23 protein-coding genes and 1 riboswitch are annotated in these 24,306 nt (G+C 37.2%); of the genes, 8 read left to right on the forward strand and 15 right to left on the reverse strand.

Annotated elements, in window-relative coordinates:
* Positions 1–68 precede the first annotated feature (68 nt).
* The 3 genes from ACRPLQ_RS13190 to phaR all read right to left on the reverse strand — a co-directional run bounded on the left by ACRPLQ_RS13190 (position 69) and on the right by phaR (position 2,658).
* On the reverse strand, positions 69–1,157 hold the full coding sequence (locus tag ACRPLQ_RS13190) for a class III poly(R)-hydroxyalkanoic acid synthase subunit PhaC (RefSeq protein WP_013055939.1): 1,089 nt from the start codon (positions 1,155–1,157) through the stop codon (positions 69–71).
* A gap of 76 nt (positions 1,158–1,233) precedes the next feature.
* Positions 1,234–1,977 carry an acetoacetyl-CoA reductase gene (gene phbB / locus ACRPLQ_RS13195; protein WP_014461095.1) on the reverse strand — a complete coding sequence of 248 codons (744 nt, stop codon included), beginning with the start codon at positions 1,975–1,977 and terminating at the stop codon, positions 1,234–1,236.
* An 81-nt stretch (positions 1,978–2,058) separates the two neighbouring features.
* Positions 2,059–2,658, reverse strand: coding sequence for a polyhydroxyalkanoic acid synthase subunit PhaR (gene phaR / locus ACRPLQ_RS13200; RefSeq protein WP_028414183.1), 600 nt, complete (start codon positions 2,656–2,658; stop codon positions 2,059–2,061).
* Between the two features lie 392 nt (positions 2,659–3,050).
* Between phaR and phaQ the strand changes: the two genes are divergently transcribed.
* The 3 genes from phaQ (at position 3,051) to ACRPLQ_RS13215 (ending at position 4,517) form a co-directional block, all read left to right on the forward strand.
* The gene (gene phaQ, locus ACRPLQ_RS13205) at positions 3,051–3,491 is read left to right on the forward strand and encodes a poly-beta-hydroxybutyrate-responsive repressor (protein WP_013055935.1); all 441 of its coding nucleotides are present in this window, start codon (positions 3,051–3,053) and stop codon (positions 3,489–3,491) included.
* A gap of 172 nt (positions 3,492–3,663) precedes the next feature.
* Positions 3,664–4,176, forward strand: coding sequence for a polyhydroxyalkanoic acid inclusion protein PhaP (phaP, locus tag ACRPLQ_RS13210; protein ID WP_014461097.1), 513 nt, complete (start codon positions 3,664–3,666; stop codon positions 4,174–4,176).
* A 143-nt stretch (positions 4,177–4,319) separates the two neighbouring features.
* Positions 4,320–4,517 carry an alpha/beta-type small acid-soluble spore protein gene (locus ACRPLQ_RS13215; protein WP_013055933.1) on the forward strand — a complete coding sequence of 66 codons (198 nt, stop codon included), beginning with the start codon at positions 4,320–4,322 and terminating at the stop codon, positions 4,515–4,517.
* A 52-nt stretch (positions 4,518–4,569) separates the two neighbouring features.
* On the opposite strand, the gene sigI is transcribed toward ACRPLQ_RS13215, so the two are convergent.
* The 5 genes from sigI to ACRPLQ_RS13240 form a co-directional block, all read right to left on the reverse strand.
* Positions 4,570–5,280 carry an RNA polymerase sigma factor SigI gene (gene sigI, locus ACRPLQ_RS13220; protein WP_432231938.1) on the reverse strand — a complete coding sequence of 237 codons (711 nt, stop codon included), beginning with the start codon at positions 5,278–5,280 and terminating at the stop codon, positions 4,570–4,572.
* 364 nt (positions 5,281–5,644) lie between these two features.
* On the reverse strand, positions 5,645–6,460 hold the full coding sequence (locus tag ACRPLQ_RS13225) for a TerC family protein (protein WP_028414185.1): 816 nt from the start codon (positions 6,458–6,460) through the stop codon (positions 5,645–5,647).
* Between the two features lie 96 nt (positions 6,461–6,556).
* Positions 6,557–6,652, reverse strand: a riboswitch (yybP-ykoY riboswitch).
* Positions 6,653–6,728: 76 nt separating this feature from the next.
* Positions 6,729–9,752, reverse strand: coding sequence for a PAS domain S-box protein (locus tag ACRPLQ_RS13230; protein ID WP_430077496.1), 3,024 nt, complete (start codon positions 9,750–9,752; stop codon positions 6,729–6,731).
* A gap of 159 nt (positions 9,753–9,911) precedes the next feature.
* Entirely contained in the window at positions 9,912–10,655 is a 744-nt protein-coding gene (locus ACRPLQ_RS13235) for a LytR/AlgR family response regulator transcription factor (RefSeq protein ID WP_432236043.1), read from the reverse strand.
* A gap of 759 nt (positions 10,656–11,414) precedes the next feature.
* Positions 11,415–13,070: an alkaline phosphatase gene (locus ACRPLQ_RS13240; protein WP_432236044.1), complete on the reverse strand. Its 1,656-nt coding sequence runs from the start codon at positions 13,068–13,070 to the stop codon at positions 11,415–11,417.
* 202 nt (positions 13,071–13,272) lie between these two features.
* Between ACRPLQ_RS13240 and ACRPLQ_RS13245 the strand changes: the two genes are divergently transcribed.
* From ACRPLQ_RS13245 to ACRPLQ_RS13255, 3 genes are read left to right on the forward strand one after another with little or no spacing between them, the layout of a single operon-like run.
* Positions 13,273–14,784: a spore germination protein gene (locus tag ACRPLQ_RS13245; RefSeq protein ID WP_099330743.1), complete on the forward strand. Its 1,512-nt coding sequence runs from the start codon at positions 13,273–13,275 to the stop codon at positions 14,782–14,784.
* Between the two features lie 14 nt (positions 14,785–14,798).
* The gene (locus ACRPLQ_RS13250; protein ID WP_099330742.1) at positions 14,799–15,884 is read left to right on the forward strand and encodes a Ger(x)C family spore germination protein; all 1,086 of its coding nucleotides are present in this window, start codon (positions 14,799–14,801) and stop codon (positions 15,882–15,884) included.
* A gap of 12 nt (positions 15,885–15,896) precedes the next feature.
* Positions 15,897–17,021, forward strand: coding sequence for a GerAB/ArcD/ProY family transporter (locus tag ACRPLQ_RS13255; RefSeq protein ID WP_165635654.1), 1,125 nt, complete (start codon positions 15,897–15,899; stop codon positions 17,019–17,021).
* A 26-nt stretch (positions 17,022–17,047) separates the two neighbouring features.
* Here the strand turns inward: ACRPLQ_RS13255 and msrA are convergent, their stop codons facing one another.
* The 7 genes from msrA to ACRPLQ_RS13290 all read right to left on the reverse strand — a co-directional run bounded on the left by msrA (position 17,048) and on the right by ACRPLQ_RS13290 (position 22,292).
* Positions 17,048–18,010 (reverse strand): peptide-methionine (S)-S-oxide reductase MsrA, encoded by a 963-nt coding sequence (gene msrA, locus ACRPLQ_RS13260; protein WP_080754393.1) that lies wholly within the window; start codon positions 18,008–18,010, stop codon positions 17,048–17,050.
* A 153-nt stretch (positions 18,011–18,163) separates the two neighbouring features.
* Positions 18,164–18,592: a MarR family winged helix-turn-helix transcriptional regulator gene (locus ACRPLQ_RS13265; RefSeq protein WP_028414193.1), complete on the reverse strand. Its 429-nt coding sequence runs from the start codon at positions 18,590–18,592 to the stop codon at positions 18,164–18,166.
* A 202-nt stretch (positions 18,593–18,794) separates the two neighbouring features.
* A complete protein-coding gene (locus ACRPLQ_RS13270) occupies positions 18,795–19,295 on the reverse strand; it encodes a MerR family transcriptional regulator (protein ID WP_033578357.1) in 501 nt (166 codons plus the stop codon).
* A gap of 136 nt (positions 19,296–19,431) precedes the next feature.
* Complete coding sequence (locus tag ACRPLQ_RS13275; protein WP_321201895.1) at positions 19,432–19,776, reverse strand: aminoglycoside phosphotransferase family protein; 345 nt, start codon at positions 19,774–19,776, stop codon at positions 19,432–19,434.
* Between the two features lie 9 nt (positions 19,777–19,785).
* Positions 19,786–20,214, reverse strand: coding sequence for a phosphotransferase (locus tag ACRPLQ_RS13280; RefSeq protein WP_321201894.1), 429 nt, complete (start codon positions 20,212–20,214; stop codon positions 19,786–19,788).
* A gap of 172 nt (positions 20,215–20,386) precedes the next feature.
* Positions 20,387–21,553: an ABC transporter permease gene (locus ACRPLQ_RS13285; protein ID WP_165635653.1), complete on the reverse strand. Its 1,167-nt coding sequence runs from the start codon at positions 21,551–21,553 to the stop codon at positions 20,387–20,389.
* A gap of 1 nt (position 21,554) precedes the next feature.
* Positions 21,555–22,292 (reverse strand): ABC transporter ATP-binding protein, encoded by a 738-nt coding sequence (locus ACRPLQ_RS13290; RefSeq protein ID WP_047751424.1) that lies wholly within the window; start codon positions 22,290–22,292, stop codon positions 21,555–21,557.
* A 175-nt stretch (positions 22,293–22,467) separates the two neighbouring features.
* On the opposite strand from ACRPLQ_RS13290, the gene ACRPLQ_RS13295 reads away from it, so the two are divergent.
* Positions 22,468–23,166 carry a LytR/AlgR family response regulator transcription factor gene (locus ACRPLQ_RS13295; protein WP_016763353.1) on the forward strand — a complete coding sequence of 233 codons (699 nt, stop codon included), beginning with the start codon at positions 22,468–22,470 and terminating at the stop codon, positions 23,164–23,166.
* A 17-nt stretch (positions 23,167–23,183) separates the two neighbouring features.
* Entirely contained in the window at positions 23,184–24,134 is a 951-nt protein-coding gene (locus ACRPLQ_RS13300; protein WP_205664458.1) for a sensor histidine kinase, read from the forward strand.
* Positions 24,135–24,306: the final 172 nt, after the last annotated feature.

Consider the following 24,306-nt stretch of genomic DNA (forward strand, 5'->3'; position numbering starts at 1 on the left):
AACCACTGATATCAGTGGTTCGTTTTTTACTTCGGCTGAAATACTTTTGTGCCAGCCTCGTTTTTATTTTATTTAGAGCGCTTTTCTAGCCAATCGCCGATTGAAGGATATGTTTCCTTTACTGCTTTTGGACCAAATACAACAGATACGTGACCTGTTTGCAGTAATTTATATTCTTTATCTTCACTTGAAACAGCGTCCATTAAAGCTGCCACTTGATGCGGCATCGCAATATGATCACGGCTAGCAGCAATGTTTAAAATATTAGCTTTAATATTTTTCAAATCTACTTTTCGGCCGCGAACTTCAAGTTCACCATTGATTAATTTGTTTTGTTGATAGAAGTCGCGAATCCACTGACGATAAGCTTCACCAGCAAATGGGATTCCGTCAGCAACCCACTTTTGCATGAGCTTCCAGCTTTCAACAAAACGCTGATTTTCCGAACGATCCACCAACGTTACATACGGGCCGTAAAAATTCGTGATTGGCTTTAGCATCTTGTTTCCAAAGTCAATCATCTCTGGAGGGATGTTTCCGAATGTATCTACTGCTTTATCTAAATTAAAGTAGCGGTCGTCTAGGAATGCCCCGTATAAACCTGTATCCGAGAAATCAAATGGACTTGTCATAAAAATTAAGTTTTTAATCGGCAAGTCTTCATTTAATGCAGCAAAAATAGATGTCATAGTTCCGCCCATGCAGTAACCAAGAACAGACAAATCAGGAGATTTAGAAGTGCGCAGCACCTTTTTCGCCGCTTTTGGAATATAATCCACAATATAATCATCTAGCTTCATATTGCTGTCTTCAAGCCCAGGAGTTCCCCAGTCAAGCAAATACACGTCAAAACCGCGGTTTAATAAGTATTCAACAAGGCTGTTTCCAGGTGTTAAATCCAAAATATACGGTTTATTGATCAGTGCATATACGAGTAAAATTGGTGTTTTATGCAGGTTATCTTTTACTGGCGTATAGCGATATAATTTTGCTTTATTCTTTTTCCAAATAACCTCTTTTGGTGTTAATCCAACTTCCGGTTCCGCTTCTGTTGTCATAATTTCATATGCACGCTTAAAACGTCTTGCAGAACTTTTATATTCACTTGGCATTGATTTGATTAATTTTTCCCACTCTTGCACGTAAGGAATTGCCACGAATATACACACCCTTTCATTTCATTAGTAGTTAGTTAACAAGCACAGCCCCGACAAAAGTCAGGGCCAGCATTTATTACATGTATAAGCCGCCGTTAATGTTTAACTGTTGTCCTGTAATGTACGCGCCGTCTTTTGCTAAGTAAACAACTCCACGTGCAATTTCTTCAGCGTGACCTAAGCGACGAGTTGGGATTTTTGCTACAACTTTTGCACGTACTTCTTCAGGCATTGCCATTACCATTTCTGTTTCAATAAATCCTGGGCAAATTGCATTAACCGTTACGCCACTTTTAGCTAGTTCAAGAGCTAATGATTTGGTGAATCCTAGCATACCTGCTTTAGCAGCTGAGTAGTTTGTTTGACCAAATCCGCCCGCTTGACCAATAATTGATGAAATATTGATAACACGACCGCCTTCAGATTCTAAAAGATGCGTTAGCGCAGCTGATGTTGTGTTGTATACGCTATGTAAGTTTACATCAATTACTTTTTTCCAATCTTCTTCACCTAATTTCTTGAATGAACGGTCGCGCGTAATTCCAGCATTGTTTACTAGAATGTCTAATTGACCAAACGCAGCTTTTGTTTCTTCGATTAGGTGTTTTGCTTGATCTACATAAGACACGTCAGCTTGAACCGCAATAGCTTCTCCGCCGTTGTCTTTAATTTCTTTTACAATTGCTTCTGCAGATTCTTTACTGCTGTTATAGTTTACTGCTACTTTTACTCCATTAGAAGCAAGCTCACGTGTAATTGCTGCCCCGATACCTTTAGATCCGCCTGTTACGATTGCTACTTTACCTTGTAATGTTGTCATGAAAAATTTCCCCCTTGCTTCTTCAGCGATGATTTTTACTGTAAATACAGCAGTTAATGTTGTTTTAAAATCCCCTATGCCCTACTTGCGAGCCGGTTGCTCAGTTTTTTGAGCGTTTGATGGTTTTGCTTCAGCTTTAGCTTCTGCCTTTGGCTTTTCAGCTAATTTTTCTTGTTTTTCTAAAAGCTGAGCCTGAAGCTGCTCACCTTGAGTTTTAATTTGTTGTTGAATCGTTTCTTTTAACTCGTCTTGTGTTTTTTGCTGCCCTTCAAGAAGAGATAACACTTTGTCGAGTTTTTTGTCTAATGATTTGACATCAGATTTCAGCTTAGTTACATCTTTTTTCAAAGCGGATGCACTTTCTTGCTGTGCTTCTAATTCATCAAAACGATCATCAAATTGCTCTTCTAATAATTCTACTTTTTCTTCCACATTGATGACTAATGACGCAACGTTTGCTACATCTTCCTTTGTGGGTACATTTACTTGGTGCAGATAGCGCCCCGTTACTTCATTTACTGCTTGTTGATATTGAAGGTTCATATTTAGCACATTTCCCATGAGCTGGGAAAATTCTTCACGATTCATATTGTCCCCAATAACTTTACCCCAGTAAGATTCGGTTTTGTCATATACGTCTTTCCATGCTTGAAACGGATCAAATACTTTTTGCTGTTCCAAAACTCCATCTCCTTTCTTGTGTACGTTAAAAGTGATGGCTTTCAATATGGACACTTAATGTGACAAGCGACATATTAGAAGCTCTAAGTAAACGCAACCAATTTTGCGTTTATTTATTGGATAATGTAAATCTTTTCACAATTCACTTACCAACAAATTATAAATGTTATAAAAATTACCTACATGTACTATTATAAATTCGTTTCCCAAAATAAACAATTCTAAATCTTTGTTTATTTTTGAATTTTTTTGACGCTTTTTGTCGAAATTCAAAAAATCGTTCTTTTTTCCTGTATTTGAAAGACCTGTTTTAAAGTGTTGACAATTTTTTCATCTAGGTGTAAATTACACATATAGAAAACAAATTCTCTTTTTTCGAAGGGGTGATTACCTTGGGATCAAGTGAAAAAGATAACACCTCTAATTCAAACAACTTAGAAAAATCGATTAGCGGTGCACCAAAAAACTTGATGGTTCCTTTTCTTCTTTTAAGTTTAAGAGGTTGGAATCTACATGGTTACAAGCTCATTCAGCAACTAATGAGCTTTGGATTCACATCAGTTGATCAAGGAAATGTCTACCGCACGCTGAGACAGCTTGAAAAAGACAACTTGATTACATCGCAATGGGATACGTCAGCTGAAGGACCTGCACGCCGGATTTACTCATTAACAGATGCCGGTGAACAATATTTAAGCATGTGGGCTAATTCACTTGAACAGTATCAAAACATGTTAGATTCATTTTTTCACATGTATACCGACATGTTGTTCCCTTTTAGCTCTTCTTCTTCTAAAAAGTCAAAAGAATCAAAAGAGGAAGAAAACGATTAAAGGGATTCACGCAGTACATCTGCGTTTCCTAATATAATGTTAAATAAATTTCACGGTCAACCAGCGAGCGCGGAATGTTAGGTTTATTACACAACTACGAATTTCTTCTTTAACGTTTTGTTCATTACGATAACTGTTCGCCAGACCAAATTATTCAAGGAGGAATTTGATTATGTCAACAGTAAAGTATGATACAGTAATTGATGCAATGTGGGAACAATGGACAAAGGGATTACAAAACATTGCAGACGGAAACAAACAAATTGAGCAATGGACGTTAAAAGCACTTGAGCAACAGCAAGAATTTGTAACAAAAGCAGTTGAACAACTTCAAGCAACAGACAAACAGTGGAAAGCTGAATTAGAAGATCTTCAACAAAAAACAGTTGAAAACTTACGTAAAACAGCTGGTAACGCTGTTGCCGATTCTTATGAAGAATGGACAAACCGCACGCATGAAGCATTAAATAAATTACAAGAGCTTTCTCTTAACCAAAGCAAATCAAGCTATTCTTTAGTAAAGCAAGCTCAAGAACAATATCATCAAGTAGTAACACAATTAGTAGAAGAGCAAAAGAAAACGCGTCAAGAGTTCCAACACGTATCTGATGCATACGTAGAGCAAGTAAAATCTCTTCAAAAATCATTTGCTCAGTCTCTTGAGCAATATGCAGTTGTAAAATAATATATAAAAAAGCCCAGCTTCTTTGAAAGCTGGGCTTTTTTATACTTTCTTGCAAACCATTACCAGTATGCAAAATAGTAAACAGCAAATAATACAGGTACAGCAGTGAACTGCTGTACAACTAAAAAAGGAGATGACTAATCATGGCTAGAACAAATAAACTATTAACACCAGGAGTAGAACAATTTTTAGATCAATATAAATACGAAATCGCTCAAGAATTTGGGGTAACTCTAGGTTCTGACACTGCTGCACGCAGCAACGGTTCAGTAGGCGGAGAAATCACAAAACGCTTGGTGCAACAAGCTCAAGCTCACTTAAGCGGCAGCACACAAAAATAAAACATAACTTCATAACATGGCTAAAAAAAAGGCACCTGCGTGTGCCTTTTTCTTACATAATATAGTCTTTTAAATACACGTAATCCCCCGCTAATATAATAACCATTGCGATGATATATTTCCGGTTTCTTTCAATTGTTTTCCGGCTCACTTTGACATTTTTTTCAATCAAGCGAATGGGAAGCTGCCGCTTTAAAAACAGCTTATCTTTTAATTCTTTTTCATTGACGATAAAAGATGCAACTTCCACTGCGTTTCCCCTTGCATCCTTATGTTTAGGAGACGTGTTAATAATGTCTTCAAGAGTTAATTTAAACAGTTCCAGCGTCTGACAAAAATAAGTCATTTCCTCTTGAATATATGAAGTTTCACTTTGCCTTTTATAGTTAGAAAGCGATATATCCCTTTCTACCTTACCTTGCATAAAACCTTCATTGTCAATTCGGCTATAGAGCAGCGTTTGGTTTCGCTTTTCTTTTCGAATATAGTCGATGACTCTTCTTTTAATAATCAGTTCCGCAAATGCAAGAAGGGATCTTCCTTTTTGGATTGTGTAATTTTCAATGGCTTCATTAAACGCAATCAGACCAATGCTAAATTCATCGTCAGCTTCACTTATATAACGTTTACATACAGCTGAAACAACTTTAGCAATAAACGGTTTATATTGTTGAATCATTTCGTTATGTAATTGTTTATCCCCTTGCTGAATCGTCAGTACAAGCGTTTCAAGCGATGGAGGCGTTTGAACTTTTGTGAGCATTGGCTTCACCTCTTTTACTATACTCAGTTGCTTTATACCATGTTAATATCCATTCTTTTGATGACGAACAGGGTCAAGAAGCGCTCTGCTCCTTTTAATTTCTCTTTATTATAACCCATAATAGCTCAATTTTACCAATTAACATACATTTGAAATATATGTTTATGAACTGAAATAAACTTCATTGAACTGAATTATCCAACGCTGCTTCCGTTCTTTACAGAATATGAACGAAAAAGCAAAACATTCGGATATACAGTAATTAAACATCAGTTAGTTCTTTTACCCTTTCTCAAAACAATTTAAACTAGGTATTTTATCTTAATATACAAAAAAACGCGCATTAAAAGCGCGTTTTTTTGTATTATTGATTTTCAATTTTCTTTAATGAGTCTTTTTCTTTCTCTGAACCTTCAAGATCAGTTTGTTCTTTGTTTTTAGATAAAAACCAGCCTGAAGCTGCTATGCCAAGTAACACAACCCAAAACGTAATTTTCCATACTTTTGATTCAGGGAAGTGTTCATTAATAATACCTAACTCCGGATGAGCAAGAGTGTAAACTGCTAGCTTAACCCCTACCCAGCCTACGATAGCAAAAGCCGCCGTTTCTAGCCCCGGGCGCGTATTTAATAGCTTGACGAACCAAGTTGCAGCAAAACGCATAATGATTAGTCCCATAATTCCTCCGGCAAAGATCACCAAGAATTGTCCGCCATCGAGTCCGCCAATTTTAGGAAGATTGGTTGTTGGCAACGTAACGGCAAGAGCCACAGCAGCCAAAATTGAATCAACCGCAAAAGCAATGTCCGCTACTTCTACTTTCAAGACCGTCATCCAGAAACCTGAGCCCTTTTTTCCGTCCGCTTCTTTTACTTTTTCATGATCACCTTTTTTCACATATCGCTTCACAATATGATTAATGGAAATGAACAATAAGTAAATGGCTCCTATTGCTTGAAGCTGCCATACATCTACCAAAAATGAAATCAAAAACAATGAACCGAATCTAAAAATAAAGGCACCGGCTAATCCGTAAAACAATGCCTTCTTGCGTTTTTCTTCCGGTAAATGTTTGACCATAATGGCCATTACAAGAGCATTATCCGCCGCCAAAATTCCTTCTAATGCAACCAGCACCAACAATACCCAGCCATATTCTAACAAAAGCGATGCATCCATAAAAATCCCCTCTCGTTTCTTTGTATAAGTTGATTTATTCTCATTACCGGAATAAAACACAAAAAGACCTTTGCCAAATATGGCAAAGGTCTTGCTAAGCATAATCATTATGCCAACAAAGCCGATGGAATACTCCATGTAATGACGACTTTGTTTCAGGTTTCCCTGACGCTACTCCCCTTTACTCCGTAAGAAGTAAATGTATTAAGTTGTTTTTATTTTACAAAAGGTCCACTAATAAGTCAATGAAAAGCCCTCTAAACTTTTGTTAAGCTTTTGTTAAGCGTTTTAATACGTTTAAAAACGTGGCAATATGAATAGGCTTTGTTACGTATTCACTAAAACCGACTAAAAAAGCTTGATCGATGTCGCTTTGCATTGCGCTTGCACTCAAGGCAACTCGCGGAATATTCTTCAACTCTTTTTCCAGCTGAAGCTGTGTGCATACCTCAAAACCATTCATATCAGGCAGATCAATATCAATTAAGATCATATCCGGTGAAATAGACTTGATTAGCCCGATGCCGTTTTCTCCTGTTTTGGCAACTAAGAGCTTAACGTTTTTATATGGAGAAAGAATCGATTGCATAAGCTCAATATTTGTATCGTTATCCTCAATATACACAATTGAGATCGGCATGGAAAAACCTAAAAATGACTCGGCTTCCCCTTCATTGGATAAGCGTTTAAAAACAGGTGGATGTACTAAGGGAAAACGAACCCAAAATGTACTGCCTTTTCCTTCTTCACTTCGCACTCCGCACGTTCCATTCATTAAGACAACAAGCTGCTTTACAAGCGCCAGCCCAATCCCTGTTCCGTCTTTTTCTAGTCTATTCACGCGATAGAAAGGCTCAAAAATCCGATTTAATTCTGAAGCTGGAATTCCAAAGCCCCTATCTTCAATCAATATGGTTACGTGATGCTGAGTAATATTGGTATAGATAATGATATCGCGATAAGCGGGCGAATATTTAATGGCGTTTGTAAGCAGATTTAATAAGATCTGCTGAAAACGAAGTTCATCTACTTCAACAAACACTTCTTGGTATGCGTGAAAGCGAGTATAAAATATACTATGCTTATCTTTTGCTAATGGTTTCATAATTTTAAGCGCGTCTTCAATTGCTTCTTTTACCGACACTGGTTCAAGGTTAATCGCTAAGTGACCTGATTCAATTTTCGATAAATCAAGCGTTTCATTTATTAAATAAAGAAGATGATTACCTGCTTTTAAAATTTTTCGTATACGATTCAATTGTTTTTCTGTTAAATCTTTTTCTCCTTGCTCTTCCAATATCTGTGCATAGCCTAAAATACTGTTTAAAGGCGTTCGAAGTTCATGGCTTACTTTTGATAAAAATTCTGACTTAGCCTGATTTGCTTTTTCGGCTTCTTCTTTGGCTATAATCATTTGCTGATTGGAATGAAGCAGGTCTTGTTCTTGTTCCTGCTGCTTTGTAATATCATAAAATGTGACAACTACGCCTTTATAATATTTGCTTTCTTGCAGAGGTTCAGCATTCACCGAAAGCCAAGTCAACTTTTTCTCATTTAAATAAATGCCCATGACTGTATTTCGCACAGGCTCTTTTGTATGAAGACAGCGGACAGATGGAATATCTTCGAGTGCAAAAGCTGTACCATCAGGATGAATAATTTCCCAGTCTAAACCAAACGGGTTAACCGATAACATTTGGTCATAAGGCACGTTTAGAATCTTAGCAGCGTATGCATTGGCAGCAATTAAGTTACCTTCAAGGTCATGAAACACCACGCCTTCTGACATTGTAGAAAGAACGGATCGATACATGCTTTCACTTTTAGCCAGCTTTTCTCTTGCTTCGTGAAGATCAGTAATATCTACTATAGAACCAATAACTTCTTGTACTTCTCCTTTGTAGATATGAGGTGTTAATTTCGTATAGTAAGCAAAGTCGTTCAAAAGTACTTCATACGACACTTTCTCTCCCGCCCATGCTTTATCATAGTAACTCCTATTATCTCTTGCGTAGGATTCAGGTAAAAATTCCTCAGGTGTTTTTCCGACAACATCTATTTCCTCATATCCCATTTCACGAATCATTTTGCCTTCGCACATCGTATAGACATATCCTTTACTGTTCTTCACAAATTTAAAAATAGTACCATCTTGCTGTGAAAGCGTGCGTTTTAAATCTTTTTGTAAATCCAGAAGCTGCTGTTGAGCCCTTTTTCGATCTGTCACATCTTTGGCGATAACGTAACTTCCTTTAATTTGATCATAAACAATAATGGGCATTTGCGTGACTTCAACGTATACAGGCTGATTATCTTTTCGAATCAACGTTGCCTCATAATATACAGAGTCTCCGCTCAGGGATTTCCACATATATTCTTCAGCTCTTTCAGCTTCTCTGAACATAGAAGGAAACGGGATTGTCTCCATTTTATTTAACGTGTATCCTGTTAGCTCGATTCCTTTTGGGTTAATCGTTTGAATATTGCCGTACAAATCAACTGCACACACAATATTGGGATTGTAGTTAAAAAGGGATTGATAATACTCTTCTTTTAATTGACTTTCCCTCACTTCTTCCTGACGCTTAAAAGCAGCAACGAGCAGGAAGACAATCAGTAGCGTAATTGTGATGCTTGCAATAATATTGGAAAACGGCGCTTGATACGGCAGCCACTGGCCCCACCTTCTAGCAACTGAATGTGCAATATGCAGCTTCATTCCATACATACTAATGAAATGCATAGCTGAAATGCCAATGCCTAGTAAAATGGAGCTAACAAGTTTAAGAAATGGATTAGCTTTCACGCTTTTCGAACGAAAAAACAAGTGCATCGCATAAAATGCAACGACCAGGGCGATGATGATGGAAAGCAAAACAGATAGCATCGCATAATGAATGTGTGCTTCTGTTTCGATTGCTGCCATTGCAATGTAATGCGTACCCAGAATACTGCTTCCTAAAATAAGCCCTGACCATACCGACGTGCGCCATTTCCAGAATGTCCAAAACGCAACTAATGACCCGCTAATTGCTATTATTAAAGCAAGAACAGAAAGTACAGCATCAAAATGAAAGCTAACAGGAACATAATAAGCAAGCATCGCAATATAGTGCATCGCCCCCACTCCAAGCCCCATTGAAGTTGCTGACAGTGTAAGCCACAAATAATTGTTTCGCTGTTTTTTTATCATTTTGCTCATAATATCAAGTGCTGTATAAGAGGCAAGAATCCCTACAATGACAGCAAGAAATACGGTAAATTCATTATAGTGACCAGTAATTGAAATCATTTTCTTTCCTTTCACTTTAACGTTACTTCTTCTATCTAACTCTCCTTATAAGAACTATATTACGATCATTTATTCCGAAAGCAGACACATGAAATAGACGAAACTTACATAAGCTTCGTCCTTTCATCAACATAACTATTTTAGAAGCAGCAGCATCTCTTAATTTGTCATTAACTGATGCAGCTGTTTTTGAACGTCTTGGATTTTTAATTTTGAGATATGAGCATATTCATCAATTTCTAAGAAATAAACAAGATATGTTTCGTTTTTTGGCGTGATGTGCGAAACTTTCTGCAAATTTACGATATAAGACCGATGTGTTTGACTGAATACAGAAGGGTTCAAATACATATAGATATCACTAATATTTTCATATGTCTCATAGACACGTGATTGAGTATAGATTAAGCATTTTTTCCCGGACTTTTCGATAAAAATAATTTGATCAATTGGAATGTAATAAGTAGATCCATTAAATTTTACAGGCAGTCTTTTTAATTGCTCACCTGGCTTTTTTGACTGATTTTTATCAATTCCAATGGAGTTTTTTGCCCGCTCTAGCGCCATATAAAGTCTGGTTTTTTCAATTGGTTTTACAATGTAATCCAGTGCCGACAACTCGAATGCCTTCACAGCAAATTCATCATAACCGGTGATAAAAATGAAGTTTAAATTCGGCTTAATGCGCAGGCACTTTTTTATGGCATCTACACCGTTAACCGTAGGCATATTAATGTCTACGAGCAAAAGGTCTGGACTCTTAGCCATCACTTCCTGTACAAGCTGCTCTCCGTCTTTGCAGATGCCAATCACTTCAAATTCCGGAAGCTGTTCTATAAAATAATCTAAAATTTCAACCGAATCTTCGTTATCATCGGCAATAATTAAGTTGATTTTGTTCATCCTGACTCCCCCTAGGATACAATGTTAAAGTATAGTACGAACTATTGCCCATTCTGTTTTATGCATGTCTACACATCTTTATAGTGTTTTTATGTTGAGATGAATGATCTACACGGACGCTAATCGTTAATGGAACGCACAACGATTGTTCATGGGGAATATTGCAATAATTGTAGGTTTTCTAGAAGAAGAAATAAAACCGTTTATCTATTATCATTTATTTTCCTAACAATGATTTAATACCCTTTTTATAATCTGCAAATCAGCATGCCAGAATCTTTATTTAATATTTTTAATAAAGGCGACACGCTATTTTCAATCATTTTGTCTTCTCTTATTCTCTTACTATTAAAACATGTTCTACGTTCTTCCACCCATACTTTTATTCATTTTTTTACTTTTTATTCAAGGTAATTACTTACATACAACCCTTAATAACCCTGTATTTGTAATTTCACTTGAAGAAATTTATGTATTTTTTATTCATTTTATTATAAAAATTCTAGCATATAACGTTATGAACTTACATATGTATTCCGAACTAGTTCCTTTTAGAACTATGATTATTATACCATTTCATAGTATAAATCACATATATTTAAAGGTGAAGACTTTCCATTCCTTTAAGAGTTCAAAGCTATTTATTTGTAAAATAAATCAATTCATTCCTCTCTAAAGGCTAATACATCTAATTATCTATCTATTATCTGTAAAAAAACAGGCCTAAAGTTATACTTCGGCCTGTTTTACATTCATTTCTTATTTTGCATTTTTTACAATTTGCTGTGCCTGTTTCGATACAAAGAAGCGACCCTTTTTATCCTGTACCACCACGCTGTCCATCTGTATCTCTTTTCCATTTACAATCGCAATATTTTTATTTACCGGAAAACGTACCGTTCGCTTATTGTTTGTAACAACGAGCACAGGGTTGTTTTTATCTTTTGAGTCCACCGCTACATTTGAGCCTTTAAAAGCTTTATTTGCTTCAATAAATAATTCATTTGTTAACTCGTTTAAGTTAATATTCATTGACTTAGCCATATGTTTGGCAATATCCGTATTATCAAAGTGCCCCGTTGGTCGATTGACGCCGTATGAATACAGAAATACATCCTCACCCGTATGACCGCCCGTTGTGAACCCAAGGTTTGCTCGGTTGGCTAATAGCTTTGATAGTGTAGCACTCATTTCTTTTTTATCTCTTGCTTTAGTCAGCTGCGCTTTTTCCTCTGAAGTTAGGTTTGATAAACCATACAAAGCAGCTACTTCTTCTTTATTTGATAAATCTTCTTTTAAGTTAGACGTAGCACCTTCTAACGTCATTTTTGCTTTTTTTAATGGATCAATATAAGCAGAAACAGGTGTGATATCATATCCTTTTGTTGTATTTGCATTACCGATTGAAAGACCGCTGTTTCCGTGATCAGCAATCGCAATAACCATCGTATTTCCATCTTTTTTAGCGAACTCTACTGCCTTGCCCACTGCTTCATCAAACGCTAATACATCGCTAATCATGCCTACTGGATCATTCGCATGAGCTGCCCAATCCGTTTTGCTTCCTTCAACAAATAAGAAGAAACCGTCTTTATCTTTGGAGAGTGTTGTTATTGCTTTATTTGTCATCTGGGACAGCTTTGGCTGTTCTGCTTTTGTCTGCGGTCGATCCATATCATACGCTAAGTCTCGGTCAGCGAAGCTCCCCCAGATTTTTTTGGCGCGTGACTGCTCTAATTCCTTTTTATTTTCTACAAAGTCATATCCTCTTTTGTTCAATACATTGACTAAGTTTTCACCGTCTTTTCGGCTTTTTTCTTCTGCTCCTGGAAGAAGAGATTGCTTACCTCCTCCAAGTACTACATCGATGTTTTGATACACTTGCTGCTCCGCTAGCGTTTGAAAATCATCACGGCTGTAGTTGTGGGCTGAAAAACCAGCTGGTGTGGCGTGCTGGATTTCAGAAGTAGCCACAATTCCTGTCGCGCGTCCCGAAAGCTTTGCTCCTTCTAGAACGTTTGCTACGGGACGAAACTGATCTTCTTTTTCTACGGGTTTAACCCCAGGTGTATTCACTACTGAAGGGAGCACACCTACATAACCAGAATTTGATTTATTTCCTGTTGCTAAAGCAGTAGCTGCTGGAGCGGAATCTGTAATAGCAGATTCTGCCGAATACGCCCGTACTCCCCCGGCCATTAGCTGATCCATGTGTAACGGTTTTCCTTTGTACCATCTTGCGAGTGTAGTAGCATTCGAACTCGTCCCATCCATTACCATCATAATGACATTTTGAGGTTTCTTAGCTGACTTATGCTCCACTTTTGCTTCCGTTTGAATAAGTGAGTTTCCTACACCAAACGAGGCCAATGCTACCGCTCCTGCCAGTGTAATACCTGCTAATTTTTTCTTCATATAAATGTACCCGCTCCTTTATTTCATTATCTTCGACATGTCTAAAGTTACCATCCAAACGTAAATCTACTGTTTATCCACTGTAAAAGAGTGTAAAGTTTGTTTTTATATTCTCCCTTTCTTCTTGAGAAAAAATAGTCGAATAAAAAGGAAGTACATGAACAAACTACCAGTAATAGAAAGTCATGCGAGGGGCACGGTTATGTTTAAACATTTATTTAAAAAAAAGAATGCAGACGATCAGCCCAAAAAAACATTGGATGAACTGATTAAACAATTTAAAAAATCAAGTGATTTCACAACATTAGCTATTGGTTCGCAGCATCGAAAATACATCATTACTTATTTTAAGCAGCTCGTAAACATGCAAAGTGTTGAAGATAAAATACTTGAACCCTTTCAAAAACTAGACTTTACGTTAAGCAGTGTGCACGAAGTCGAAAATGTTCTGCCAATTGAAGATATTTCAATTACAAAAGATACAAAAGAAATTTTAGAAAAAATGCTGCGCGGCTACGTGATGTTTCAACTGCATAAAGACGATAAGCTAGTAGCTCTTATTAAAGTTCAAAGCTTTGATACAGGGTTTCGAAAGGAAAATGAAACGGAAAATGAGTTTAGCGTCGTCGGTCCTAAAATTGGTTTTGTAGAGGATTTAGATGTCAATCTCTATTTAATGAGAAAAACGGTTATTTCCGAAAATCTTATTTTCAAAGAGCTCACCGTAGGAAATAAATCAAAAACACGCGTCGTGCTTGTTTATTTAGAAGGCGTAACGAATCCTCAGCACGTAGAGACTATGACCCAGCGTCTTGAAGATGTAGATTTCGACGTTATTTTTGATAGTACGATGCTTGATCAATTAATTTCGGATAACTCTTCTACGCCGTTTCCTCTGTTTTTAACAACAGAGCGAATCGATCGGGTATTATTTACCCTGTTAAACGGGCAAGTCGCTTTCTTTTCAAGCGGTTCACCTTACGCGGTTACGGGACCGTCAACGCTGCTTGATTTTTTTATTTCACCCGAAGATTACTATTTGCCGTGGGTACTAGGCTCATTTTTCCGAGTCATTCGTATTTTTGGCGTCTTTTTTTCTATTTTTGCTACGCCTCTTTATGTAGCCATTGTTACATATCATTATGAGATGCTGCCCAAAGATCTTCTGGGACCTATTATTTTTTCAAGGACAAACGTTCCTTTTCCACCCGTCATCGAAGTACTTTTTTTAGAAATTACCATTGAACTGCTTCGAGAAGCGGGAGCCAGACTTCCAACAAAAGTAGGTCAAACGCTAGGAATCGTAGGTGGGATTGTTATTGGGCAAGCAACGGTAGAAGCTGCGTTAACAAGCAATATTTTGCTTATTATTGTTTCACTGACGGCTTTAGCTTCTTTTACAACGCCTATTTTTAAAATGTCTAACACCATCCGCTTACTGCGTTTTCCTTTTATTCTGTTTGCTACGGCATTTGGTTTAGTGGGAATTACATTTTGTTTTTGTTTCTTATTAGTTCACTTGCTGCGATTGAAATCTTTAGGAACACCTTACCTTGTTCCTTTATTCCCATTTCGTCCAAAAGAATATAGAGATACGTTTCTTCGCTTGCCTTATAGTCATACCGCGAAGCGTCCAAGCTACTTACGGCCATTAGACCGCTTCCGCTATGATCCTAAAAAAGCGAAAAGAAAAAGTAATTTAGATACTGAATAAAGCGAGGAACTAACATGAAAAAAACGATGATTTTATGTGCTTGCCTCATTTGTTTAGCCGGCTGTGCAGACCGGGAAGTTATTGATGAAATTCAAGTGGTTAATTCTTTAGGCTACGACTATAATCCAGACACTAAAAAAGTACGTGGCACTATTTTATATCCTATCTATAAATATGGACCAACTGAAGAACCAAGCATTATTGCGGCCAATGCAAAATCAGCCTTTGATGTTCCTCTTCAGCTAAATAACAAATCTTCACTTCCTATCGCTTTTGGCCAGTTGCGAAGCGTAGTCATTGGAGAAAATTTCGCCCAACATGGAGTGGATGAATTAGTCAATATTCTCGCGCGTAACCCAGACCTTGGCCGTAACATTAAATTAAGCATTGTAGACGGTAAAGCCCATGAGTTATTAAGCTCTGTGACGAAAAAGAAAATTAAGGACTATCAGTTTATTTCAAATTTAATCGAACAAAACATTCGAACAGAAAATTTGCCAAATACCAATTTGCAAATATTTTTATTCAGTTTTTTCAGTGATGACCGCGACGCGTATCTCCCGCTCTTAACGCAGGACAAAGATGCCATTAAATTAAAAGGACTCGCCTTGTTTAAAGGAAAAGAGTTGGCCACCACCGTTGGAATAAAAGAAACGTTTTTATTCAAACTTTTAACAACAGGTACTAAGCATGGACGCTATGGCGTGAAAATCAAAGAAAATAATCAGCGCGGAAAAGTCATACTCCAAAACTTGCGAACAAAAACAACGTATGAACTAAAAGGAGATCCTCACAATCCAGCAATCATTACTCATGTAAAAATTGATGGTCTTGTCAAAGAGTTTCCTAGCTGGATTGATCTAACCACGTCTTCAGGTATTAAACTGGTAGAAAAGGAGCTGAAAAATGATATTGAAAAAAACGGTAATACATTCATAAAAAAACTTCAGCGAGAAAAAATTGATCCGATTTGTTTCACAGACTATGCTCGAAGTAAAACACGTCATTTTAACAGTCAAGAATTTAAAGCGAAATATCCTAATATGAACATTAAAGTGAAAGCGCATGTTCACCTTATTCAAACGGGTATCAGCAACTAGGAGGAAGAAAAGATGCACAATACAATTAAAGAAGAAAATCAAGTTTCCCCCTCTTTTCTTTTTTTCTTAGTGCACTCTACGCAGATTGGCGTTGGGATACTAGGATTTCAGCGCTATATTATGAAAGGTGCTGGGTATGAATCCTGGATATCTATCATCCTTGCTGCAATTAGCGTCTGTATTTTGTTAGCGATGATTTTTAATATCTTAATCCGCGAGAATAGCGATATAATTGATATACACCGATTATATTTCGGAAAATACGTTGGAGGAGCTTTAACTCTTGCCGCTTCCATTTATTATTTTATCTTTGCATTAACGATTTACCGAACGTATGTAGAAATTTTGCAAATATGGATGTTTCCCCAGTTAGCTACATGGATTGTATCAATCGTTTACTTGCCTATTATTTACTACACGGTTTCAGGTGGATTTCGTGTCATTACGGGAGTTGCTTTTTTTGGAGTCATTATGCCTTTGCCTCTCCTATTTGCGCTCATTTATCCGTTAAAATATGCTCATCTGGACAATCTATTTCCTTTATTCGATCACACAATATGGGAATTTTTAATTTCAACTAAAATGATGACCTTTGAGAACCTAGGATTTGAATCCGTTCTTTTTTTCTATCCTTTTATAAAAAATGGTGCTACTAGTCAGAAGTGGGCTCAATATGGCGTTTTGTTCAGTACGCTTTTATATTTTTGCACAGCATTAGTCTCGTTTGTCTATTTTAGTCAGGGACAGTTAGGCCATACCATTTGGCCAACTTTAACGATGGCTAAAATTATTGAAATTCCATTTTTGCAGCGTTTTGAATATATCTTAATTTCTCTGTGGCTTTTAGTTGTTCTACCCACGATTGCTGTTAGCTTGTGGTGTACAATTCGCGGATTTAGTAAAACATTTAATAAACCGCCTACTATTTTTCTCATACTAGCCTTAATTGCTCTTCTTGGCTTTTCTATTTTCTTTGATGATCGAGAAACGATTGATCAGCTTAATACACGACTATCTATGACCGGCTTTTACTTTATTTATGGGTACATTCCTTTCCTTTTTCTCTATAGCTTCATTCGAGCCAAAATAAAACAAAAGAAAGCACAAAAAGAAGAGCGTGAGCCAACTTTAAGTTGAATCACGCTCTTTTTTTTCATACTCTTTTATTTGTTAAATAAAACAGCGTATTCCCCGTATCCTTCTTTTTCTAAATCTTCCTTCGGAACAAAGCGAAGAGCTGCTGAGTTGATGCAATAACGCAAGCCGCCTGCATCTTGCGGACCATCATCAAATAAATGACCTAAGTGAGAGTTAGCCGTTTTGCTTCGTACTTCTGTACGAACCATATTATGACTAACGTCCATGTTTTCTTTTACTTCATCTTTATTAATCGCTTTTGTGAAAGACGGCCATCCGCATCCGGCATCATATTTATCCGTTGAACTAAACAACGGCTCTCCTGATACGATATCTACATAAATACCATCTTCTGTATGATCCCAAAATTCATTGCGAAACGGGGGTTCCGTTGCGTCATTTTGAGTAACTTCATATTGAATAGGCGTTAATGTCGTTTTTAGCTGCTCGTCGCGGCCAAAGTCTTTCCAGTTTTCTTTAATAAAACGATCACGTCCAGATCCTCGTCGATACATAGCATAGCGGAATTTATTTTTCTTATAATAACCTTGATGGTATTCTTCCGCTTCATAAAACGGTTTTGCCGGTAGAATTTGTGTGGCAATTGGTTCAGAAAAACGACCGCTTGCTTCTAATTGTTGCTTGGATTCTTCAGCTAGTGCCTTTTGGTGCTCATTGTGATAAAAGATAGCTGTTCGATATGAATCGCCTCGATCCGCAAATTGTCCGCCTGCATCCGTTGGGTCAATTTGAGGCCAGTATAGTTCTAAAAGCTTTTCATATGGAAAAACTTCTGGGTCAAATGTAATTTGGACCGCTTCATAGTGGCCCGTTGTTTCTGAGCATACTTCTTTGTACGTCGGGTTCTCTTTGTGACCGCCTGTATAGCCAGATACAACTTTTATAATGCCTGGCTGTTCATCAAAGGGCTTCACCATACACCAAAAACAGCCTCCAGCAAAAGTTGCTACTTCATATTGTTCTGTCAAAAAGATGACCTCCTTCATGTATTCTTTCTATTATTATACGCTGATTTGATGTTCTCACCAACTAACTTGCTTCTTGTACTCTTTCCGTTTTAAGACAAAAAAATAATCAGTGAAGCTCATCTTCACTGATTATTCTTCCGCATTTAAAGCGCTTTATTTTTGATCACCTTTAATTTTGTGAAACAGTTTATTCATCGTTTCAATTTCTTTATCTGTAAAGTGCTCAAACCGCTCAAGGAAATACGCTCGTTTTTTTTCTTGAATCACATTAAAAATATCTTGCCCTTCTTTGGTCAGTTCAATATCAATAATACGTCGATCATTTTCAGACCGTTTGCGTGCAATGTAGCCTTTTGACAAAAGCAAGTCGGTTACCGCCGTAATGTGGCTTGCTGACACTTGAAGATACTTAGATAAATCAGTTGATCGCTGCCTGCCGGAATCAACCAGCATACGAAGCACCATAAATTCATTTGTTGATAGCTCTGAATTGTATACTTCATTAATTTCTTGGCGAAGCTGTCTGAACACAAAGCGAAACAGCGTCTCCATTTCTTGAACGAGCTCTTCTCTTTTTTTCACTTGTCACTCTCCTTAACGCTATCGCATGATAACGAATATGTATTTACGAAAGTATTTCACTTTCTTAACTTAATTAGTTTTATCAAATTACTAAGCGTTTCGTCAACTATTATTGAGATTTTTTTCCACAATTCTGTACGAATTGATGTATTTTTCATAAAATTCCATAAAAAAAGCGATTTACCGTTATGGTAAATCGCTGCTAGTAGCTAAAAATACCGGTTAAAAAGCTTCTCCATCTTGGAACAGGCTTTTTACCTTTTAAGCTGTCTTCACTTTTCAACTGACTTTCAAGTTCCGCTACTCGATTTTCTAATTTCGTAATAACTTTATTTAACCGATCGATTTCTGAACGATGCTCTAAAATTTGAAAGGTCACTACTTCTCCCGCTTTTTCTTCTGTACGCTTTTCATTTTCAATCAGTCTTAAAAAAAGCTGATCAAGCTGCTTTTGCATATCTTGTGCACGTTCATCAGATATAACGACTTCCTCTTTTTCTACTACTTTTTCTACCACTTTGACGACGGCTTGACGATTGCGGTTTTTTTGAAAGTCTCTAAGTGCTTCAATATTTTCTTCTGTAAACTCACAGTGTCCCGATTCATTTCTCTCTAGCTCGATATCCGCCATTTTAACCCATTTTAATACCGTACTTGGATGTATTCCCAGCGACTTTGCCACATCCACCGTTTTCATCGTCATGTTCCATCCCTCCATTTTTTCATTTACTAGCCATTTCGAGAGAAATCTTTAAATCCCTTCATACGTGACAAAACTAGTATGAATTCGTCAAAGAAAGTGGACGTTCAACAAATGAAGAAAATGATGTCATTATTCCCTAGAAAAACTCGTATAAACCTTCTGCAAAATAACAAAATTCGCTCTGTGAAATCCCCTTGCCGTATCCCTTAAAAAAAGACGCGCGCTCTTTACCTGTAAAGATTCCGTCTTCAAAACGAACAGCCAGCGCCATATCATAACGAGCGTCTCCTAAAGTTCCTCCGCTCCAGTCAATAACAGCTGTTATCTGACCGTCGTGTACAAGTACATTATCAATCGTGTAGTCTCCGTGAATAAGTACCTCTTGTTTGCATATCATGTTTTGCTTCTGCAGTTGTTTTAGCAGCGGTTGATTTCCGTATACCTCATAGTGGGTTAAATTGTACTCTGCCTCTTGCAGCATTCGGTGGATTCACGGCTGCTTACTCACTAATCGTTCTGGACACTCAGCATTGTGAATACGAGCAAGAAGATGCCCCATTTCATAGACAACGTGCTCACGCTTTTTTTCATTATCTTCCTTCTCTAAATACTCTCTTACCGTCTTTCCTTCAAAAAATTCTAGCAGCATCCAGCTCTCCTCTGCTGTTTGAACAAACTTGTAAGCGCTCGGGCTTTGAAAGTCCGCCAGTGCCTGTATATTTTTTAATACATAATATTCCTTATATAACCATTTTCTGTACTTTTCCCTTTTTGTCCGTTTTAAAACATATCTCCCTCTAGCCGTATGAAGGATACCAACATCTGAGGTACACCCTTGCTTCGGAAACGTCACTTTTTCGATTTGCTTTACATACTTTTTTATCGAATGAGGAATTTCTTCTATTATAATAGGATGCAACTGTCTCACTCCCCTTTCTTTCTACATTCTCTTTTTGTTGCTCTTTCCCTCCAACCCACAGCTAGAAGCAACTAACTGCATACTTGAAACCTACGTTCACCATTCCAATAAAAAAATCCGAACGATTACTCGTTCGGACCTTCCTTCAACTAAACTACTTTTGCCCAGTCTCTTACCCTTTACCAAGCACCCAGCGGCTTTTGGTAAACATCGTATAACCAATCGTAAATAAAACAACTGTACAAACCGATAAGCTTCCTATTGTATAGACTAGACTCTGCATGTCATAGACACCGTAGAGAAGCTGTTTCATAAGTGCAAATACGTTATAAATAGGAATTAAAAATCCGCTTGGGTGCAGTTCATGTACGGATTTTCCCATCAGTAAAAAGTATGGAAGTATCGCTACCATCACAATTTGAGATGTATAGCTCTGCGCTTCTTTAACCGAACTTGCTAAAAGGCTAAGGATACATAATACTATGGCTCCTAGCAGCGCTAGCAGGGTAAGGGTGACTAAAAACGAGAAGATAAAGGTTGTAACATGACCCTTAAGCTGCAGTGCATCATTTAATATAGTTGTTAAATAACGTACAGAGAAAACAAATGCCAATGTAGACAAAAGACCGCTTACGATACCGAATGTAGAGATCGTAAGCCATTTTCCAACCAGTAATTGCGTTCGTTTGACAGGAGCCATCAATAGAGCTTCCATCGTCTTCCGTTCTTTTTCACCTGCAAAAATATCATTGGCAGAAGGAAGAATGCCACCTAAAACGCCCATAATGATAATCATTGGCGCAAACATCGCAATCATTGTTAAAGAGCCGTCATCTTCTTTAGACACTCCTTTTTCAACCACATTAAACGGAGCTATCGTTTGACTATTCACATTTAGTTGGTCTAAGCGTTCGCTAACTATAGCTTCTCGATGTTTATTCAGTATATTTTGTATATACTCTGCGGTAGCACCTGAGTTCATGCTCGCTGAATCCGTATAAACAGTAACTTCTGGCGATTTCATCTTACGCACTTCTGAAGAAAAATCGTCTGGTAGCTTTAACGCCGCTAACGCTTTCCCTTGTTCTACAGCACTGAGTGGATTTCTGCTTTCAATTACTTTAATATTGTCATCGTTTTTTAACCAGTCGATCACACTGGCATCAGAATCTTTTGTAACAGCTACAGACATGGAATCTGTTTGATCACTAGCCATCATTTTGTCTGCAAAAAAGATAATCCCTACATTTAATAAAATCGGAATCAACACGCTAAAGATAATCGTTTTGCGATCTCGCAAACAATCAATCAACTCTTTTTTATAAATATGCCAAATCATATTAAGCCCCCCTCACGATACGCGACATAAAGATGTAGTTTAAGTCTGTACTTTCCTCTTCTTTATACAGCTGTTCATTTGTTCCTTGATAAATCATTTTTCCTTTATGAATCATGATGATAGACTGACACAGCATCTCCACTTCTTCCATAATGTGACTGGAAAAAACAATCGTTTTTCCTTCTCTTTGCAGACTTTTAATAAGTTCACGAAACATGTTTGCTGATGTAATGTCTAATCCTGTAGTCGGTTCATCAAATAGGATAACGTCCGGGTTATGAAGAATAGTGCGTGCAATGGCTACTTTTTGACGCATTCCTTTTGAAAAGCCTCCGACGCGGCGATCCAAGTAGTCTTTCATTCCAAAACGTTTGGCCAGTTCCTCAATCCTTATCTTTGTTTCATGTTTGCTCATTCCATAAAACTTAGCAAAATAAGCTAAGTTTTCACGCGCAGTCAAACGGTCGTATAAACCTGTTTCACCGCCAAAAAGGACGCCGATTTTTTGCTTTATTTTATCAGGCTGTTTATGAATGTTAATTCCGTGAATGAACATATGGCCTTCCGATGGTTCAAGTACAGTCGACAGCATACGTAAAAGAGTTGTTTTCCCCGCTCCATTTTCACCTAATAGTCCTACAATTTCTCCTTGTGCGATGGTTACATGAATATCTTGAACAGCTGCAATTGTTTGCTTTTTCTCTTTAAAATATTTCGTCACACCTTTGATTTCAATCATATCCGCTCTCCCCTTTTACTGTGATTGACTCTATCTTAGCTTATTTTTTATACAGCATCTTCCATCTTGTCATAAAGAGGGTTTTTTATGTCGCGAAACGTCCTTCCCACCTTGTAAATCATGGTAAAATAGTGTGGTAAGATCCAATAGAATGAAACAAAGAGGGTTTTTATTTATGAAGGTAGGATTAGTGGATGATCATTCATATGATTTAGAAAAATTGAGGATTTCTTTAGAAAGAGAAGATGATATAGACATACTTTTTTCGACTAGCAGCGCGGAGGAAGCTTATAACGAAATTAAAAAAAATGAAATTGATTTATTAATTACAGATATTGAAATGCCAAAGCTATCAGGTTATGAGCTTGCAGACTTTATCAATGCTTACGCACTTGATATTCAAGTCATCTTTGTCACTGGGCACAGCGGCTTTGCCGTTCATGCATTTGAACTCAACGTTTTGGACTACATTATGAAGCCTTATTCTAAAGAGCGTCTGTTAAAAGGCATTCAGCGTTTTCATCAAAAAAAACAATCAACTGATACAAGAGATAAGCTTATTTTAAAACAAAAAACCGAAATGCAAGTGCTGAACAAACAAGATATTATATTTGCAGAGCGAACGGGTCGCTCTACCACCATCATAACGACAAATGGAGAATTTAGTACCTATCAATCATTAAACGAAATTGAAAAAGAATTAACAGCGAGTCATTTTCTAAGGTCGCATCGAGCTTTTATTATCAACATTTCCTATATTCAAAATTTCTCCCTGTATACTAAGCACTCCTACTCCGTGATGTTTCAAAGCACCGAAAAAACAGCTTTAATCACGAAAACAAATTTAGACATCTTGCAAAAAGAGTACTTTTAAAGGAGGGACTATCTAAAATGAAACTATTTTACACACTAGTTTTACTAACTGTTTTCGTGCTCCTCTTTTTTAAAGACCTGCCTGTTAGTTTACATCTCCTACTTAGTTCTTTTATAATTGGTTCATTTTTTATATGGAGAAAGAAATATCAAACGGCTCCTTCACTAACGATAAAAAAAGCAATCGTACTGACGTCTTTTTTTCTGCTTTTATTTAGCCTATCTTCACCTCTTAGTATTGTCCTAACCGTTATCGCAATGATTGGTTACATGACCGACATGTTTTCGTCTTATCAACAATACATATTCGTCGCTAACCGGGAAAGCAGTGCTTCACGTGAAATTCAAAAAAACAATGAGCTTTTTCAAGCGTTAAGAGCTGAAAGACATGATTTTATTAAACATGTCAGCGCCGTATCCTATCTTCTAGAAACAAACCAAAGACAGCAGGCACAAGAGTATATTCAAGATTACGTTGAAGCTTTGAATGATACCCATTCATATATTCAAGGTGAACATTCGCACGTTGCTTCTGTTGTACATCAAAGCAAGAATCAAGCACATACGTGGGGAATACATATGAATGTTCAATTAGATTCACCGTTATCACAGCTGCCTTTAAAGCACCTTGACCAAATGAATCTCATCATGAATTTACTGCATAATGCTTTAGAAGCCGCTCATTCTTCTGAGAAAAAAGAGATAACCGTTTCGAGTATGATTCGAAGTGGCATTTACATTTTAGAAGTCAGCAATTCTACCGCTCCTTTATCACGAGAGCGTCAAGATCACTTGTTTACTTCTTTTCATGTGACAGAAAAGAAAGAACACCACGAAGGCCTTGGCACGTGGATCATTTCTGAACTTGTTTCCAACTACCAAGGACGCTTGGAATATACCTATCACGATTTAACTCTTTCCATTAAAATAAAATTTCCGATAGTCGTTTCCTCAAAACAAGCAACATAGCCGCTATAGCCTAAGCGGCTTTTTTTCGTATGAGCCTCTTCTATACGCGCACACTATAAAAAGCACCGAAAAAAAGAAATATTTCACACTTATTTTAGCTCTTTTATAGTCACTTTTTTAGTTTTTGATTTTTTATATGCAAATCTATTGCATTTCAAGTAAAAAACGAATA

The organism is Priestia sp. TRN 1309 (genome assembly GCF_050846875.1).
Taxonomy (GTDB): domain Bacteria; phylum Bacillota; class Bacilli; order Bacillales; family Bacillaceae_H; genus Priestia; species Priestia zanthoxyli.

Bases quoted from the DNA above. Each gene is read 5' to 3' on its own strand.
- phbB (WP_014461095.1), bottom strand. From the start codon at position 1,977: ATGACAACATTACAAGGTAAAGTAGCAATCGTAACAGGCGGATCTAAA.
- phaP (WP_014461097.1), top strand. From the start codon at position 3,664: ATGTCAACAGTAAAGTATGATACAGTAATTGATGCAATGTGGGAACAA.
- ACRPLQ_RS13215 (WP_013055933.1), top strand. From the start codon at position 4,320: ATGGCTAGAACAAATAAACTATTAACACCAGGAGTAGAACAATTTTTA.
- sigI (WP_432231938.1), bottom strand. From the start codon at position 5,280: ATGCTCACAAAAGTTCAAACGCCTCCATCGCTTGAAACGCTTGTACTG.
- ACRPLQ_RS13225 (WP_028414185.1), bottom strand. From the start codon at position 6,460: ATGGATGCATCGCTTTTGTTAGAATATGGCTGGGTATTGTTGGTGCTG.
- ACRPLQ_RS13230 (WP_430077496.1), bottom strand. From the start codon at position 9,752: ATGATTTCAATTACTGGTCACTATAATGAATTTACCGTATTTCTTGCT.
- ACRPLQ_RS13235 (WP_432236043.1), bottom strand. From the start codon at position 10,655: ATGAACAAAATCAACTTAATTATTGCCGATGATAACGAAGATTCGGTT.
- ACRPLQ_RS13240 (WP_432236044.1), bottom strand. From the start codon at position 13,070: ATGAAGAAAAAATTAGCAGGTATTACACTGGCAGGAGCGGTAGCATTG.
- ACRPLQ_RS13245 (WP_099330743.1), top strand. From the start codon at position 13,273: ATGTTTAAACATTTATTTAAAAAAAAGAATGCAGACGATCAGCCCAAA.
- ACRPLQ_RS13250 (WP_099330742.1), top strand. From the start codon at position 14,799: ATGAAAAAAACGATGATTTTATGTGCTTGCCTCATTTGTTTAGCCGGC.
- ACRPLQ_RS13255 (WP_165635654.1), top strand. From the start codon at position 15,897: ATGCACAATACAATTAAAGAAGAAAATCAAGTTTCCCCCTCTTTTCTT.
- ACRPLQ_RS13270 (WP_033578357.1), bottom strand. From the start codon at position 19,295: ATGACGATGAAAACGGTGGATGTGGCAAAGTCGCTGGGAATACATCCA.
- ACRPLQ_RS13275 (WP_321201895.1), bottom strand. From the start codon at position 19,776: ATGCTGCAAGAGGCAGAGTACAATTTAACCCACTATGAGGTATACGGA.
- ACRPLQ_RS13285 (WP_165635653.1), bottom strand. From the start codon at position 21,553: ATGATTTGGCATATTTATAAAAAAGAGTTGATTGATTGTTTGCGAGAT.
- ACRPLQ_RS13290 (WP_047751424.1), bottom strand. From the start codon at position 22,292: ATGATTGAAATCAAAGGTGTGACGAAATATTTTAAAGAGAAAAAGCAA.
- ACRPLQ_RS13295 (WP_016763353.1), top strand. From the start codon at position 22,468: ATGAAGGTAGGATTAGTGGATGATCATTCATATGATTTAGAAAAATTG.
- ACRPLQ_RS13300 (WP_205664458.1), top strand. From the start codon at position 23,184: ATGAAACTATTTTACACACTAGTTTTACTAACTGTTTTCGTGCTCCTC.